This window comes from Streptomyces sp. NPDC093097 (genome assembly GCF_044754325.1).
Lineage (GTDB): Bacteria > Actinomycetota > Actinomycetes > Streptomycetales > Streptomycetaceae > Streptomyces.
This window is the reverse complement of sequence record NZ_JBIVOW010000033.1, coordinates 1-16721: the sequence shown is the minus strand read 5'-3', so window position 1 is coordinate 16721 and position 16721 is coordinate 1. Positions and strand designations below refer to the sequence as shown.

11 protein-coding genes are annotated in these 16721 nt (G+C 69.8%); 3 read left to right on the top strand and 8 right to left on the bottom strand.

Annotated elements, in window-relative coordinates; translation table 11 throughout:
* Positions 1 to 23 precede the first annotated feature (23 nt).
* The 7 genes from ACIQE0_RS35815 to ACIQE0_RS35785 form a co-directional block, all read right to left on the bottom strand.
* On the bottom strand, positions 24 to 626 hold the full coding sequence (locus tag ACIQE0_RS35815; protein WP_402339788.1) for a GNAT family N-acetyltransferase: 603 nt from the start codon (positions 624 to 626) through the stop codon (positions 24 to 26).
* Complete coding sequence (locus ACIQE0_RS35810; protein WP_402339785.1) at positions 592 to 1689, bottom strand: threonine aldolase family protein; 1098 nt, start codon at positions 1687 to 1689, stop codon at positions 592 to 594. The genes ACIQE0_RS35815 and ACIQE0_RS35810 overlap by 35 nt, the downstream gene beginning before the upstream one ends.
* The gene (locus ACIQE0_RS35805) at positions 1686 to 2339 is read right to left on the bottom strand and encodes a DUF2461 domain-containing protein (RefSeq protein ID WP_402339782.1); all 654 of its coding nucleotides are present in this window, start codon (positions 2337 to 2339) and stop codon (positions 1686 to 1688) included. The genes ACIQE0_RS35810 and ACIQE0_RS35805 overlap by 4 nt, the downstream gene beginning before the upstream one ends.
* A gap of 13 nt (positions 2340 to 2352) precedes the next feature.
* Positions 2353 to 3732, bottom strand: a complete 1380-nt coding sequence (gene glyA / locus ACIQE0_RS35800) for a serine hydroxymethyltransferase (protein ID WP_402339779.1) — start codon at positions 3730 to 3732, stop codon at positions 2353 to 2355.
* Positions 3732 to 7112, bottom strand: coding sequence for an amino acid adenylation domain-containing protein (locus ACIQE0_RS35795; RefSeq protein WP_402339776.1), 3381 nt, complete (start codon positions 7110 to 7112; stop codon positions 3732 to 3734). Before ACIQE0_RS35795 ends, glyA begins: the two co-directional genes overlap by 1 nt.
* Entirely contained in the window at positions 7109 to 9013 is a 1905-nt protein-coding gene (locus ACIQE0_RS35790; protein WP_402339773.1) for a BTAD domain-containing putative transcriptional regulator, read from the bottom strand. The genes ACIQE0_RS35795 and ACIQE0_RS35790 overlap by 4 nt, the downstream gene beginning before the upstream one ends.
* Positions 9014 to 9132: 119 nt before the next feature.
* A complete protein-coding gene (locus ACIQE0_RS35785; protein WP_402339770.1) occupies positions 9133 to 9846 on the bottom strand; it encodes a ScbR family autoregulator-binding transcription factor in 714 nt (237 codons plus the stop codon).
* A 416-nt stretch (positions 9847 to 10262) separates the two neighbouring features.
* Here ACIQE0_RS35785 and ACIQE0_RS35780 point away from each other — a divergent pair, with 416 nt between their 5' ends.
* Positions 10263 to 12281, top strand: a complete 2019-nt coding sequence (locus ACIQE0_RS35780) for a BTAD domain-containing putative transcriptional regulator (protein WP_402339767.1) — start codon at positions 10263 to 10265, stop codon at positions 12279 to 12281.
* Between the two features lie 18 nt (positions 12282 to 12299).
* Here ACIQE0_RS35780 and ACIQE0_RS35775 read toward each other — a convergent pair whose 3' ends face one another.
* The gene (locus ACIQE0_RS35775; RefSeq protein WP_402339764.1) at positions 12300 to 12923 is read right to left on the bottom strand and encodes a ScbR family autoregulator-binding transcription factor; all 624 of its coding nucleotides are present in this window, start codon (positions 12921 to 12923) and stop codon (positions 12300 to 12302) included.
* 305 nt (positions 12924 to 13228) lie between these two features.
* Here ACIQE0_RS35775 and ACIQE0_RS35770 point away from each other — a divergent pair, with 305 nt between their 5' ends.
* Complete coding sequence (locus ACIQE0_RS35770) at positions 13229 to 14161, top strand: ScbA/BarX family gamma-butyrolactone biosynthesis protein (RefSeq protein WP_402339761.1); 933 nt, start codon at positions 13229 to 13231, stop codon at positions 14159 to 14161.
* A complete protein-coding gene (locus ACIQE0_RS35765) occupies positions 14158 to 15102 on the top strand; it encodes an NAD-dependent epimerase/dehydratase family protein (RefSeq protein WP_402339758.1) in 945 nt (314 codons plus the stop codon). Before ACIQE0_RS35770 ends, ACIQE0_RS35765 begins: the two co-directional genes overlap by 4 nt.
* The last annotated feature ends 1619 nt before the right edge of the window (positions 15103 to 16721 follow it).

Here is a 16721-nt window from a genome sequence, read left to right as displayed (position 1 = left end):
GTACGCGCAGCAGCCCTTACCGGTCAGCCGAGTTCGAGCCGGACGATCCAGCGGTTGCGCTTGTCGCTCTTGGCCTCGGTCTTCAAGACCCGTTGGAATCCGGCCCGTTCGAACATCCCCATAGTGCCCACATGCGCGAGGGTGCTGTTGACCCGCTCACCCTCGGGATCGACGGGGTAGCCCTCCACCGCCGGGGCGCCGTTCTCGCGCGCGTACTCCACCGCGCCCTGGAGCAGAGCCTCGGCGACCCCCTTGCCGCGGAAGGCGGACCGGACCACGAAACACGTCACCGACCACACAGGGGCGGCGTCCACGGCGGGAATCGTGCGGGAGCGCACCAGCCGGTCCAGGTTCTTGCGCGGCGCGACATTGCACCAGCCCGCCACCTGGCCATCGACGTAAGCCAGTACGCCCGGTGCCGGATCGCAGGAGGTGAGGGACTTCAGATGGTCTCCGCGCTCGTCGGCCGTCATCTTGCCGTAGTCGCCGGTGGACAGCCGCCAGGCCATGCACCAGCAGGTGTGCTTGCTCGGGCGCGGCTGCAGCACGGCTCGGACGTCTTCCCAGCGCTCGGCGGTGGCCGGCTGGATCTCAATGGTCATCAGGTGTTTCGCTTTCTCGGTCATTTGCAGGAATCGTCGGGCATATACGGGAGGAGGAGGGCGGGTCCGCCGCGGCGAGCGCCCGGGCGAGGACGTCGATGGCCCGCTCGCAGCCGGCCGTGTCGACGTCTAGGTGAGTGACGAGCCGGAGCTCGTCGGGAGCGCTGGCGGAGACTTTCACGCCGTGCAGTGCGGCCCGTTCCGCTGCCGCCTGCGCATCGCCCGCCTGGACCAGGACGATGTTGGTCTCCGGGGTCCGGACGGCGCATCCGGTCGCCCGCAACCCGTCGGCCATTAGCGCCGCGTTGAGGTGGTCCTCGGCCAGTCGTGCGACATGGTGGCGTAGCGCGTACAGCCCGGCAGCGGCCAGGAATCCGGCCTGCCGCATCCCGCCGCCCATCCGGTGCCGCATCCGCCGGGCCTCGTCGAGCCGGTCGGCGCCCAGCAGCAGGACCGACCCCACCGGAGCGCCCAGTCCCTTGGACAGGCACACCGACATGGTGTCGGCGACGGCTCCGTAGTCGGCCAGCGAAACCCCGCTGGCCACATGGGCATTCCAGATCCGGGCGCCGTCCATATGGACGGATATCCCGGCGGTATCGGCCAGTTCGCGGATACCGCGCAGCGCGGACAGGGAGTGCACCGAGCCGCCGCCGCGGCTGTGGGTCTGCTCGACCTCCAGAGCGAGGGTGCCGACGGTATAGGCGTTCGCCTTCCGGACCAGCGGCGCCAGCGCCCGTGCGTCGAGCAGGCCGTGCTCGGTGGGCAGGCACCTGGTCTGGATGCCGCCGTGCCAGGCTGCCGCGCCCCCCTCGTGCGCGAGGATGTGCGCCTCGGCGTCGCACAGCAACTCCGCGCCGGGCGGCACGAGCAGCCGCAGCGCGATCTGGTTGGCCATCACGCCGGAGGGTAGGAATAGCGCGCCGCCGAAGCCGAACAGCTCTGCGAGCCGCTCTTCCAGCGCGGCGACGGTCGGGTCCTCCCCGTACATGGCGTCGCCGACCTCGGCCGCGGCCATCGCCGCCCGCATGCCGGGCGTGGCACTGGTCACGGTGTCACTGCGCAGATCCACCACCGGCTCGCTCATCTGGGCACCTCCTCAAGGGCGTTGATCCGGCGCTCGGCGGCCCACCGCAGCAGCGGCCGCACGGCCTGCCAGGTGTCGCGCACCATCTCCAGTGCCTGCCGGGTGTCCAGCGGACCGTCCGCCGGGAGGCGGCGCCCCACGTCCAGCTTGCGGTGTTTGAGGAGCTCCAGACGCGGGTGGTCCGCGGGCGTGCCGCGCGGCCTGGTGCGCAGCCGGTCGCCGCCGATCGTGAACCCGGCGGCGGACAACTCTGAGAGCATTGCGGCCAGTTGAGAGCCGCTGTGTTCGTCATCGGCGATGGTGCGATATCGGGCGATCTGTTGGGCGGCGAAGGGGTAGTACCGCCCGGACGCGTACAGGCCGTCCGCGTCCAGATGGACCCAGTAGCCCAGACACGGCCCGGTATCGACATAGGCCCCCTGGTAGGTCTTGTAGGGGGACTTGTCGTGCGACATACGGGTGTCGCGCTGCGGGCGCAGCACCTGGACGTCGCCGAACTCCTGTGACAGCTCCCGCGCGAGCGCGGTCATCGGAGCCAGGACGTCCCGTTCGTAGACGTTCTTGAGCGCTTTGAAACCCTCTTTGGTGTTGTCGGTGGCCAGCCGGGCGTACAACTGCGCGGCGGTGGGGGGAAAGCCGGTGAACGTCATGGCTGTGCGCCCCTCAGTACGGGTAACCGGGTAGAGGGAAGCGGGCGCAGATATCGGCAACCTGGGCCCGTGCGGCGTCGCGCGTTCGCGGGTCCAAGACGGCGGTGCCGTCGGGGCCGCGTGTGGTGGCCGCCAACACTTGGGCGAGCAGATCGGCGCAGTTGGCAGCTTCGGCCGGACCCATGCCGCGCGCGGCGAGGGTGTTGGTGCCGATCCGCAGACCGGAGGTGACCCGCACCGGTGTTGTGTCGCCGGGCACCCGGTTGCGGTTGACCACGATGCCGCAGGACTCCAGGGCCGTTTCGGCCATGTCGCCGGTCAGGTGGGTTCCGCGCAGGTCGACCAGCACCATGTGGGTGTCGGTGCCGCCGGTGACCATCCGCAGGCCGTGCTGGCGCAGCCGCTCGGCGATGGCCTGCGCGTCGTCGGCCAGCCGCTGGGCCAGCTCCGCGAAGGCGGGGGTGGCGACGAAGTCCAGGGCCCGTGCCTTGGCGGCCACCGAGGCCAGGTCGGGAGTGCCCTGGGTGGAGGGGAAGACGGAGCGTCGCAGCGTGGCGGCGAGGGTGCCGCGGCCCGGTCCGGGGGTGTCGGCGTCCTTGCCGAGCAGGATCAGCCCGCCGCGGGGGCCGTAGAGCTGCTTGTACGTGCTGGTGGTCACCACATGCGCGTGATCGACGGGGCTGGGGTGTAGCCCGGCGGCGACCAGCCCGGCTATGTGGGAGATGTCGGCAAGGAGGTACGCGCCGACCTCGTCGGCGATCTCCCGGAAACGAGCGAAGTCGATGGTCCGCGGGTAGGCGCTGGCGCCGCACACGATCACCTTGGGGCGGCGGGCGCGGGCCAGCTCGCGCACCTGCTCGTAGTCCAGAAGGCCGTCGGGGGTGACGCGGTAGCCCACGGCGTTGAAGTAGCGGCCGGTCAGCGAGGCGGGGGAGCCGTGGGTGAGGTGCCCGCCGCAGTCCAGGTCCAGGCCGAGCAGGGTGTCACCGGGCTCCATCAGCGCGGTGAGTACGCTGAGGTTGGCGGAGGATCCGGAGTGCGGCTGGACGATCGCGGCCCGGGCGCGGAAGGCGGCCCTGGCTCGTTCGATCGCCAGGTGCTCGATGTCGTCAGCGATAGCGCACCCCGCGTGGTAGCGGGCGCCCGGGAAGCCCTCGGCGGTGAGGTTGCCCAGGGCGGTGCCGCCGCAGGCCAGGACGGAGGGGGCGGCCACGCTGGAGGCGGCGACCATCATCAGGGTGTCGCGCTGCCGGTCGGCCTCGCGGGTCAGCAGGTCATACAGAGTTGCGTCGTCGGCGCGCAGCTGCTGTGCCGCATGTCGGGCGAACCCCGTGAGGTCGGTTGCCTCTACGGTCGCCGCGCTCGGTTCCGAGGTGGTCAGGGTGAGGCTCATCAACGTCCCTTTCCGGACTGGTCGAAGGTGATGGTCTGGTTGGCGGCATCGGAGGCTTCGGGGGCGGCGTCGGGTGTGCCGTCGCCTGCGCCGCCCATCCGTGCCAGTTCCTTCGCGGCGTCGCGTGCCTGCGCGCCGTACTGCGGATCGGCGCCGATCCGCGCGGCCAGTTCGCCTGCCTCCGGGTTCTGGAAGACGACCTTGACGGGCACCGGAACGCCCAGCAGTTCCCTGAGCAGCCCGGCAAGCCGGGTGCCGCTGAGTGAATCCCCGCCCAGGCGGAAGAAGTTGTTCCCAGGCAGCACCTGGTCGAGCCCCAGGATGTCGGCCGTCGCCAGGCACACCACCAGCGCCAGCGGGTCGGCCCCGGACCCGTCCGCGGCGCCGGCGGGGTCCTGCGGTGTACGAAGGGCGTCGGCGTCGACGTGCCGACCCGCGGCGTGCGACAGCGCGAGCCGGTCCACCTTGCCGTTGCGGGTCAGCGGCAGCTCCTCCAGGACGGTCAGCACGGCCGGCACCAAGTACTCCGGCAGCCGTGCCGCGAGCCGCTCCCGCACCTCCTCGGCCACCTGCGCCGAGGAGGCGGCCGGGTCGGACAGGATGAGATGGCCGTGCAGGCGCCGCACGCCGTGCGCGCTGGTCGGCGCGACGACCACGGCGGCGCGCACCGCAGGGTCCTGGCGCAGTGCCGTCTCGATCTCGCCGAGTTCCACGCGGTGGCCCTGGATCTTGACCTGGAAATCGTCCCGCCCCAAGATCTCCAGATTTCCGTCGGGAAGATAGCGGCCCAAGTCGCCGGTCAAATAGGAGCGTTCACCAGACTCGGGGAGGTAGATGAATCGGTCGGCCGTGCGCTCCGGGTCGTTCCAGTAGCCAAGGGCCAACCCCACGTCGCTGGTCACCGCCATCTCGCCGACCACGCCCACTGGGCGCTCGTACCCGGCCTCATCGACGATGAAGTACCGCTGGTTGGTGATCGGCTTGCCATAGGGAATGCTGGTCCAGGCCGGGTCCACCTCGTGGATCGGGTAGAACACAGACCAGCAGATTGTCTCCGTCGGCCCGCCGGAGCCCACGACCTGGATGCGGGGGCTGGTGGACCGGAGCCGGTCCGGCAGCGTCAGCGGGATCCAGTCCCCTGAGAGCACCGCCAGCCGCAGCGATTCCAACTGCCGTTCGCCCGTGGCGCGCTGTATGGTCTCAGCCTGCCCGACCAGCAGCTCCATCAGCACCGGTACGGAATTCCAGATGGTCACCGACTCGGCAGCCACCAGCTGCGCCCACACCTCCGGCTTGGCGTGCTCGAAGGGTGGGGGCAGTACCACCGTGCCGCCGCGGGTCAGCACGCCGAACACGTCGTAGATGGAGGCGTCGAAATGCAGCCCGGAGATCGCCAACAGGCGGTCCTCGGCGTTGACAGAGAAGCGCTCGGCCACGTCGCTGATCAGGTTGATCACCCCGAGGTGATCGACCATGACGCCCTTGGGCTCACCGGTGGAACCCGAGGTGAAGATGGTGTACGCGAGGTCCGCGGGGATCTGCGCGGCTGGCAGCGGGGAGGCGTCGCCGGTCTCGAAGTCGGTGTCCACGCTGTAACGGCGCACCGCCGCGGGCCAGGTGAGCCGCTCGTCCAGCGAAGCCTGGGTGAGGATGGTGCGGACCTGCCCCTCGGCCAGTAGCCGGTGCAGCCGTTCGGTGGGGACGGACGCGTCCAGCGGCAGGTAGGCGGCCCCGGAGGCGAGAACGCCGTAGACGGCGGCGTACTGCTCCCAGCCCTTGTCCATCACGACGGCGATCAGCTCGCCGGGCTTGGCACCGGCCTCCCTCAGGGTGCGACCGATGCGGTGAGCGTAGGCGGACAGCTCCTGGTAGCTGAGCCGGCGGCGGTGATCGACGACGGCCTCGGCGTGTGGCGTACGGGCCGCCTGCTCGTCGAAGAGCTCGTGCAGCAGGGCGTAACGGATCTGTCCCGAGGTGTCGTTGACCTCGCGGCGCTGGGCGCGCTGGGCGGGCGGGATCAGGTCGAACCGCCGGCGGCCCCAGCTCTCGGGGGTGTCGGCGAGGGTGCCGATCAGCCGGACGTAGGCTTCGAAGGCGTCGGCGATGAAGCCTGCGGCGAAGGCGCCGTCCACGAAGTCCCAGATGACCCGCAGTTCACCGTCGAGCTCCCGCAGCTGTACGTCCAAGGAGACCTGCGGAGTCTGCGAGATGGAGTAGATCTCTTCGCCGAGGTCGGACACCGGGCGGCGTCCGGGGTGGTCGAGAAGGCTGGTGACCACCACGGGCATCGCGGCGCGCGCGCCGGCGCCGTGCAACCGGGTGAGCTCGCGCAGCACCTCGATGCCGTTGAAGTCGCTGTGCGCCAGGTCGCGTTCGAGTTGGGCGCCCATGGCGGCCGCCCGGTCTGCGAAGGTCTCACCGGTACTGGCGGCCTCCAGGAGCACGGCGTTGGTGAAGTCGCCCAGGACGTTGCCGATGTGCTCGTGCACCTGCGGGCGGGGGAAGACGGGGTAGTTGATGGTGAAGTCCGCAGTGCCCGACCAGCACCGGAGCACCTCGGCGAACGCGGCGGTCAGGATGATGGACTCGGACAGCCCAGCCCGCCGGGCAGCTTGCTGGAGCCGGCGCCACTGCTCTTGGGGCACGCGGTGCTCATGACGGTCGAAGCGCACCGGTCCGCCGCCGGGTGCTCCGGCCGGCAAGTCGGGGGCGGGTGGCAGCGCGGGGGCCCGGTTCAGCCAGTACTCGCGGGCCGCGCGGTAGCCGTCGGTGTGCGGTAGGACCTCGGTGCGCCAGCGCACGTAGTCGGCGAAGGTCATGCCCAGGGCCGGGAGTTGGGCCGACGGGTTCTCGTACAGGTCGATCAGGTCGGGGAAAAGCACCTCAAAGGCGCTGGAGGCGTCCAGGACCTGAAGATCGATGCCCAGGTGCACCCGGCAGATCCCTCCGGCGAGCCAGATGATTCGCAGGTCGAACAGTGGCCAGGAGCCGACCGGGAAGATCCGGTGGCTCATCTCACGCCGCAACCGCGCCAGTTCCTCCTGCGCCGTCGGGGCGTCCAGCGCGGACAGGTCGAGGACAGGGATGTCGTACTCGGGAGGGTTCTCCAGGACCTGCTGGGTGCCGTCGGGCAGTGCGACGGTGCGCAGCATGTCGTGGCGGTCGACGACCGCCCGCCAGGCCGCGGCCAACCGCTCGGGTGCCAGGCCGGGACGTTCCCATTCGAAGTAGCCGTAGCACCCGATGCTGCCGAACTCCACGGCGTCACCGCGCCCGATCATCAGCGCCTGCTGGGTCTCGGTCATCGGGAAGGGCGCGTACCGCAGGCTGGAGGCGGTGCTCAGGGGTGGGACGGGGGGATGGTGCTGCACGGTGGTCATGCTCTGCTCCGTTGGTAGTCGTTGAGGTGGTTCGCGCGTTGAGGTGGTGGGCGGTGAGCAACCATGCGCGGGGTGGTGCGCGGGCCGGGGACATACGGGGCGGGCGTGGCACCCTCGGGTCCCACCGGATCGTCGAGAGAGGCGGCGAACAGGCGCACCAAGGGGTGCCAGCAGTAGCCGGGCCGTTCGCCGTCATCGTCCGCGGTGTCCAGCAGCGCCGCGTCTACCAGGGTGTCCAGGAGTCGCTCGACGGCGGGGGCGGGTCGGCCGAGCCTGGACGCGGCCTGCGCCACTGTGAACGGGCGGGTGCCGAGTGCGGCCAGGCGGGGCAGTGCTGCGACGGCCGCTCCGTTCAGATGCCGCAGCGAGGGCTGGAGGGCCCGCTCCAGGTCCAGGTCGCCGAAGCTCAGCTCGCGCAGCCTGGTGGCGGCCGGCGCGAGGCGACGGGCCAGGGCCGGGGGGCCGTTGTGGGGGCGGCAGGCCATGCGAGCGCCCGCGATCCGCAGCGCCAGCGGCAGCCCGGCGCAGTAGGAGACGATGCGCACTGCCGCTTCGGGGTCCGCGGCCAGCCGCTCAGGCCCGGCGACGGTGTTCAGCAGAGCGAGTGCGTCGTCGTCCGCCAGAGGGGAGAGCACCGTGGTGTGCTCCCCGGCGAGGGTGGCCAGCGGCGTACGGCTGGTGACCAGGACCGTGGCCAGGGGGCTGTTGGGCAGCAGCGGCCCGATCTGGAGGTCGCCCGCGGCGTCGTCCAGTAGGACCAGCAGCCGCTTGCCGGCGGTCAGGCTGCGGTAGAGGTGAACTAGTTCGTCGAGGTCGTCGCCGATGGCGCCGCCGGCCACCGGGCGGCCCAGCGCTCGCACCAGCAGGGCCAGGACCTCGCGCGGGTCCTTGGCGGTGCCGTCGGGGTGGCGCAGCGCGGCGTAGAGCTGTCCGTCGGGGAAGTGCCGGCGGCAGGCGTGTGCGGCATGGACGGCCAGCGCTGTCTTGCCCACCCCGACCATGCCGGTGAGCATGATTCGCCGGGGTCGCCACGCCGGGTCGTCGCCGTCGTCCGTCGGGGTCAACAGGCGGCAGACATCGGCAAGTTCGCGAGTGCGTCCGGTCAGGGCGGTGGCATCCGGTGGCAGCATGGTCGGTACGGCACAGGCCGTGCCGGGGGCCGCCTCGGGGCCGTGCTTGCCGTGCAGGACCGCGAGATAGATCTCGGTGAGCTCGGCGCAAGGATCCACCCCCAGGGTGTCGCTGAGCGCGGTGCGGCTCTGGTGGTACGCCTCCAGTGCCTCGGCCTGGCGGCCACAGCGGCTGAGCGCGATCATCAGCTGGCCCAGGAGGCGCTCGCGCAGCGGGAACTGCGCGACCAGCCCTACGAGTTCACCGGTGATCTGATGGTGGCGGCCGAGTGCGAGATCCGCCTCGATGCGGTTCTCCAGTGTGGCCGCGCGGGACTCCGCGCACTGCGGGGACTCCTCACTGGCGAGGATTTCCGTGACGTCCGCCAGTGCGGGCCCTCGCCACAGGGCCAGTGCCTCGCGGAACACCGCGCTGGCCTGCTCGTGCTCACCGCGAGCCAGGTGCTCGCGGCCCTGGCGGTCCAGGCGTTTGTACTCCAGCATGTCCAGGCGTGCGTCGCCCAATTCGATGCGGTAGCCGGGCGGTTTGCGCACGATGCCGACGTCAGTACCGAGAATCTTCCGCAACCGCGACACATAGGTGTACAGCTGCGCGCTCATGGTGGACGGAGGATTCCACCCCCACAGCAGATAGCTGAGGCGGTCGTCGGAGACAACCCGGCCGTGAGCGAGCAGCAGGGCGGCGAGGACCGTACGCACCTTCGGTCCGGCGAGCGTGAGTCCGGTTCCGCCTCTCCTGGCTTCTACAGGCCCCAGGATACGGAATTCCATAACTGCCCCCCATTCGTGATCCATGCGGTTTTCCCTGGTCACGAACGTTAGGGGGCCGGGTTGTCACGGGGTTATCGAAAGCCCTGGGAGGTGTGTATCTCCGCGTTATCGAGGCGTTCTCAGAGGGGTTCCACCGGGGGCGGTTTCACTGGTTCACCGGTGCGGACCGTCGCGGGCGGGCGGGTCCGCAGCCGTGCCAGCTGCCCCGCAGGGACGACCTGAGGGAGGATGAGCGCCCAGGTGCGCTCCAGCCAGTCGGCCGTTGCAACACTGCCGCCAGCCGTGGCACCGGGCGATTCGGGGGTGGTCGGCGGGCACAGGTCGCGGGAGAAGAGCTGGGTGCCGACGACGATGGACAGCAGCAGTGCCGCAATGGCGCGGTTGTCCGGCTGCGGCAAGAAACTCCGGTCGGCGGTGGCGCGGTGGAGCAGCTTCTCCAGGGAGTTCAGCCAGAGCTGGAAGCAGTCTGTGGCGGACCGTCCGGCGGGCGGTCCGCATTCCTGTGCCAGGCGTATCGCGGCCCGGGTGGCCGCTTCGTCCCGCAATTTCCCGGCCAGAATGTGCGTGATGTCGATCACGTTCTGCATGGCCGGTCCGGGGCGTTGGGCCAACGCCTCGAGGGTGGCGCGGAATTGCGCGCAGACGGATACCTGTATGGCATGGGCCAGTTCCGCCTTGGACGGGAAATGGAAGAACAGTGCGCCCTTGGTCACCCCGGCGGCCCGGCTGATCTCGCCGAGCGTGGCGCGTTCGTAGCCGATGCGGTCGAAAGCCTCCGCCGCGGTGCGCAGAAGAGCCTTGCGCGTGCGTTCGGCCCGGGCCTGGCCGGCCATGTACCCCCCTATTGGCCATCCCTGGATGAGCCACATGCTGTTGACTGTGTCACTTCATTAAAACCCACGGTGCGGTTTTGCGGATCTAGGCGATCACAGAGGCGTGATCCGCATCACGTACCGCTCTTGCGGTGAGCGGGCATCGCCCAGCCCAAAGTCCTTGAATGCAGGGCTGGTTAAGGGATTCTCGTGCGGTGCGCGCCGAACCTGGGGGATGGGATGCACCTCCAGGCCGTCCACCAGTTGACATACCGGTCGGCTGGTTTTTTAATTTGAATACCTCTTTACCTAGGTAAAGAGATCGCTCCCGCAGTGGTGGACGGCCACATGCGGTGCGGAGCGGGCTTGGTAGTCATCGCAGCGGGAACCGACCGGTCCCGCTGCCAGGGAGCGGGGGGTCAGGGGTGCACAATCAGTTGGAGTTCGGGGTTCTGGGGCCGCTGCGCGCCACCTTCGACGGCCGCGAAGTGCCCATCGGCGGACCGCGCCAGCGCACGGTCCTGGCCATGCTGCTGCTGGCCCATAGTCAGGTGGTGTCGGTGGACCGGCTGATGGACGTGGTGTGGGACGGGTGCCCGCCGGCGACCGCCCGTACCCAGGTCGCCATCTGCGTCGCGGGGCTGCGCAAGGCATTCAAGGCCATGGGGTACCCGCACGACGTGATCGTCACCACGCATCCCGGCTATCTGCTCCGCACCGAGGACTGCCAGCTCGACGTCACGGATTTCACCGCGACGATCTCTCGCGCCCAGGGGGTCGCGAGGGAGGGTCGCGTCCGCGACGCCGAGGCGCTTTACCTCCGGGCACTGGGCCTGTGGCGAGGCCCCGCCCTGGAGGGGGTCACGGGCCGGCCGCTGGAGGACGAGGCCGCGCGCCTAGAGGAGCGCCGGTTCGCCGCGCGCGACGAGTGGACCGCTCTGCGCCTGGAGCTGGGCCACGATCAGGAGCTCATACCGGAGCTGTACGACACCGTCCGGGATCACCCCCTGCGGGAACGGCCCCGGCTGCACCTGATGCTGGCCCAGTACCGTGCCGGGCGTCGGGTCGAGGCTCTGGAGGTGTTCGACGACGGTCGACGGCGGTTCACCGACGTGCTGGGCATTGAACCGGGCCCGGGGCTGAGAAGACTCCAGACCGCGATCCTCAGGGACGACCCCGACCTGTTGCCTTTCGCCGACGCGGGGGAGGCGGACGAAGCGAACGTAGTCCCGGCGCAGCTGCCCTCCCCGCCGCGCGTCTTCATCGGCAGACAGGAGGAGTTGACCGCGCTGGACGCGCTGCTCCACGACGGCGCCGAGCAGCGTGGCACCCGGTCCGCGATGGTCGGCTGGATCACCGGTGCCACTGGTTCCGGCAAGACCGCCTTCGCGGTGCACTGGGCACACCGGCACGCCGCCGCGTTCCCCGACGGCCAGCTCTACGCCCACCTCGGCGGAAGCGAGGAGGGCGAGCCGGCCCGGTCCGCCGACGTCCTAGAGGGCTTTCTGCGCGCGCTGGGCGTGCCCAACGAGCAGATCCCCGCCGATCCGAGCGAGCGCGGTGCGCTCTACCGCAGTGTGCTGGCCAGTCGACGGATGCTGCTCGTTCTCGACGATGCGTGGTCCTTCCGGCAAATCCGGCCGCTGCTGCCCGGCGGCGGCCGGTGCCGGGTCCTGGTGACCGGTCGCGGCCGCGGGGAGGGGCTGGCCATGGTGTGCGACGCCGTGGCACTAAGCCTCGGCCCCTTGGGACAGGGAGAGGCCGTGCGGCTGCTCGGCGAGCTCGCCGGACCGCAGCGGGTAGCTGCGGAGGCCGCCCACGCCGAGCGCCTCGCCCGTCTGTGCGACCGGCTGCCCCTCGTGTTGAGCATCGCCGCGGGCCGGCTTGTGTGCCGCCCGCACTGGACACTCGCCCAGCTCACGTCCCGGCTCCTCGACGAACGGCGCCGTCTGGACGAGCTCAGCCAGGGCGACGTGGATCTACGGGCCGTTCTGACGGCCGACTACTGTCGGCTGCCCGAGTCCGCCCGTGCCCTGTACCGCAGGCTCGGTCTGCTGGGCACCGAAGACTTCACCGCTAGGACGGGCGCGGCACTGGCCGACACCAGCGAGGACGAGGCCGAGTGCGAAATGGAGCACCTGGTCGATCTGCAGTTCCTCACAGTGGCGGGGATCGGTGCCGACGGCCGCCCGCGGTACGCCTTCCCCTTCTCCCGACTGATGCGGCCGCACGCCAGGGAACGGGCCGAGGCCGAGGACGACGCCGAAGAGCGCCGGCGGGCCTTGGGGCGGGGCCGTGCCGCCCGAGCCGAGTCCGCGGAGGCGGATCCGCTGGGTGGTGGGCAGGGTGACGCCGAGCCGGCGCGTGCCGACGGGCGTCGGCGGGGCTCGGCGAGCTGTCTCCCGAGCCCCCGCTCGACGGCTTGGCGGCGTGGTACGGCCCTGCGGGGGCGATGACCCGGGCTCCGTCCGGCCTCAGGCCGTCCGGGCCGCCGAGGCGACGGTCCCCTGGGGCTTGAGGTGGGGCAGGGTGCCGGGGGCCGCGATCCCAGGCAGGATGTGCTGCCACAGTTGGGTGATGCGCCGCGGCAGGTCGGCCCGTCCGTTCAGCACCTGTGACAGCAGCTGGACCCCGGTGAAGGAGCCGACCAGTAGCTCGGCGGTCTCCTCCGGCACCACATGGGGCAGCACCTCCCCACGCTCCTGGCCCTCGGCGAACAGCTCGGCGCACCGTTCCACCCACGCGGAGTACGGAGCGGTCACGGGAGCGTCGAACGTCCCCTCGATAGTGAGTCGGATGCCAGCCTGGAGCAGGGTGTCGTGCTGTAGGGCGCGCACGACGTCGTGCGTTAGGTCGATCGCGGCCTGCAGGCCCTTCTCGGTCAGAGAGGGCGCGGACCGCTGGGTCTGTTCGTTGATGACGGCCAGCGCCAGGGCTTCCTTTGAGGGGAAGTGGAAGTACAGCGCTCCCTTGGTGACCCCGGCCCGCTTCAGGATGTCGGTCAGTGCTGCCCGCTCGTACCCGAACTCGCCGAAGACCGCCGCGGCTGCCTCCAAGACGGCGCGTCGGGTCCGAACCGCCCGCTTCTGTATCGCCACGTATGTCGTCGTCCTTTTTCGTCGTGCGGTCCCTGCGAGCCGCCGCCAGGCCGGGCGTGTACGTCCCGGACCGCCGACCCCAACATGGGGACCGCCACTTCAGCCTAGGAGGAAATGTGCAATGTCGACATTTCCTCTGCAATGTCACCTTGGTCACATCAGCCTCTGACACGCTAAAAAAACCTTCTGGCTGGTATCTTATGACCGCTTGATACTTCATGGGCTCATGAGGGGGATTTGTGCAAATGGCTGCAGTATTGGCTAAAAGTAACGTTCGTGCGGGTTGTTGGGTGGACGGTCGGTCATTGGACGAGGAGGGGGCCTTCGATCAGCCCGTACCGCGTCAGCTGGTGCACCGGTCGGCGAATTCCGAGGTGTTCCTCACCCAGTCCCGCCCCCTCGGCGGCGACTCCTTCGCCATCGCCGCGCAGTGGCCGAGGTCGCACTCCTTCTTCGTCCGCGCCCGCGACCGTCGGTACGACCCGATGCTGGTCGCCGAGACCCTGCGGCAGGCTGGATTGCTGATCGCGCACCGAGAGTTCGGTGTCCCGCTCGGTCGACGGTTCCTCATGCACACCCTGCGGTACGAGATATCCGAGCGCGGTCTGCGGATCGGTGACGCCCCCGCTGCCGTCACGGGCAAGGTCACCTGCCATGAGATAAAGAGGCGCAGAACGACTGTCGTCGGGATGCGCCTGGTGGTGGACTTCTTCTGCGACGGCCAGTACCTCGGCTGGGGCGAGACCGCTTTTGAGTGCGTCTCGCCGACGGTGTACGCACGGCTGCGGGTCAGAGACCTCCAGTGCGCCTGGTCCGCCTCGGCCGGTGAGCCGCTGCCCGCGCCGGTTGCCTCGTCTCTGGTGGGCAGGGACCGGGACGACGACGTCGTGCTGAGTCCCAGCGAGCGGCCTGACGCCTGGTACCTGTGCGTCGATCGACGGCACCCGGTGCTCTTCGACCACCCAGTGGACCACCTGCCAGGCATGGCGGTTCTGGAAGGACTGCGGCAAGCCGCTCAACTGGTGGTGGGCGACGGCTCCGCCACACCACTGACCTGCGCGACCGAGTTCCGCGGATATGTTGAGTTCGACCGCCCATGCCTGATCTCTGCTCGGGTGACGGACACCAGTACAGGCCAGAGACCGGTCGTACAGGCGACAGCGGAGCAAGACGGGCAGGAGGCGGTGACCGCGAAGCTGCTGATGCACACGGCGGATTGCCAGGTGGGTTCGGCGTGAGCGCCCGTCGCGTCCTGCTCACCGGTGCCACGGGCTTCATCGGCTCGGCGGCGCTGCGCACCATGCTCAACAACGGGTCAATCGGGGCACCGCCCCAACTCGTTGCGTTGGCAAGAAAGCCTCCGACGACCGCTGATCCCCGCGTCGAGTGGATCCGCGCCGACCTCGCCGACTCCCGGTCGCTGCGCGGGGTGTGCGAAGGCGTCGGCACCGTCGTACACCTCGCCTCGCACATCGGCAGCGACGTCCGTACCTGCGAGACCGTCAACGACCACGGCACCCGCGCCCTACTGGCCGAGGCCGCCCGTGCGGGCGCCGACCGCTTCATCTATCTCAGTACCACCGCCGTCTACGGTTCCGGACCGCACCGCGGCCCGACCGAGGACGAGATCACACCGGTTCCCGTGTCAGCCACGAGCCGTACCCGGCTCGCCGCGGAGCGCGCCGCGCGCGCGGCGGGCGGTACGGTCTTGCGCGCCCCCCTGGTCTACGGGGCCGGCGACGTCTGGGTCGTGCCCACCATCGTCGAGCTGATGCGTCGGGTACCGGCCTGGGTCGATGGCGGGCGCGCGCTGCTGTCCCTGGTCGCCGTGGACGACCTCGCTCGCCTACTGGCCGTGCTGGCCCTCTCCCCGCCCGAAACACCGACCGCGGGCACGCATCATGCGGCCCATCCGGACCCGATTGCCTTCCGGGACCTGCTCGGCCACCTGTCCCGGCACCTGGGAGTACCTACGCCGGTCGAGGACGGAAGCTACGAGGACTACGTCGCACGGCTGTCCCAGGTACCGGGAAGAGCGACGGAGCGGCAGCTGTCGCTCATCGCCCGCGATCACTGGTACGCCAGCAACCAGATCTGGCGGCGCACCGGCTGCGCGCCAGGCCCGGGCCCCGCCACTCGGATCGCGGAGAGCGCCAGCTGGTACCGCCGCACAACGTAGTAGGACCGGAACAGTCAAGAGCCAGGGCGGAACCGCCGCTCCGGAAACGGAGTTTGCCCGCTCTGCTCCTCAAGGTGCGACCGGCAACATCAACCACGCCGGCCTCAGGCACCCACCGGAGGCAGGGAATTGAGGCAGCGCAAGACCTTTCTGGCCGGGTGAAAGACCTGGCATCCACCTGTCGGGTGTGGCTCTCACAGCAGATGCCTCCGTGGCGGCGAGATGGGAGATGTGGCCAAGTCGGACCGGCCGAAGGCCCGCTCCAAGCGTCCTGACGGTCTTGGCGGAAGTCTTCGGACGTACCGCCGAGGACCTGACCGACTTCACGGACCGACAGGCAACGCCCCCTGGGGAACTGCAGCTCCTTGGATATCTACGGCCATCTCATCCCCGCGGCGGGGGAGCGCTGCCGGCAGGCCCCGAAGCAGGCGCTGGGCGCGACGCCGGTCGACGCGCCCGCGGCGCCGTCGGCGGTCGCCCACCGGGCTGCCCCAGCTGCTGGATCGTCGCTGGATCCGGTCGGCGGAATCGGGGTTCGCGCAGGTGACAGCGGTGGTGCCGACATTCCGGTTCAACGTGTGATGCCTGCCGTAGCACTGATGTAGCGATCAGCAAATGTGCAGGTCAGCGGGGTCGGCCTTATTTGAGGTCGGCCCCGTTGTCGTGTCCGGTGCGGGATCCGTGCTGGATGAACTGGCGTCTCGTCAACTGTCGTCATCCCTGGTCATTCGTTCCGTTGCTGGATCGGGGCTGGATGTGGCTGGCGGTTCGTCGACCGGATCGCCGTGATGAAGGAAAGGGCTGAGGCCGCGGCGTGTGTGTCACCAAGCCCTGTCGGCCCGCGTCCCTGACAGGTGCGGTCCGGCAGGGCCCAGCTCCGTCAGATGGCGAGTGACTCCGCGTGGGCGGCGAAGGCGTACATCGAGTCGATACTGGCTGGCAGCGGAGGATCACTCGGGTCGAAGTCGCGGGTTCGATCCTCGATCACCTGGTGCACTGCTTTTAGCCGTAAGTGTGGCGGTCGTTGGGGTTCTGTCGACGGGCCGCTCGGAGGGCGACCCCGACGTCCACCCGCTGCCCGAGGGGACCGATGGGATCACGGCGTCTCGTACGCCGGACACCAGGCAGACCGGAGCGCTCTGCGTCCCGGCTCGTCCGCGCCCTGATCGGGTGGGAACGGTATCGATCCGGTTTCGGGCGGCCCCGGCAGCGGGCCGGCTCGGGCGCTGGATCGACGCCGAATCATGTCCTGATGACGGCGAGCATTGCGGGGAATAGCGGGGGCTTCGGCGTTCGCTCGCCGTATGCCTGGCCGTGCGGCAACCAGTGTGCCGAGGCTCTGCCGGGCCGCCACGCCTACGACAAGCTCCCGGGGCGATGCCTCCGAGATGCCTGCACGTGGCCGAACTATCCGCGGCCAGAGAGACCGCGTCTCGACCAGAGAGAACATCCAAAATCAGACAACAACCGCACGTTCCGCTTTCTGTCGTAACGCGGACAAGTGGTCTGTGTTCCAGGGCTCTTAGCTTTACTTTTAACCCCGCCAAGATCATTCCTTGGTGGGGTTTGATGCTGAGGCCCTGAACATGGAGGCGGCCACCCGCAATTCTTCGGAGTGC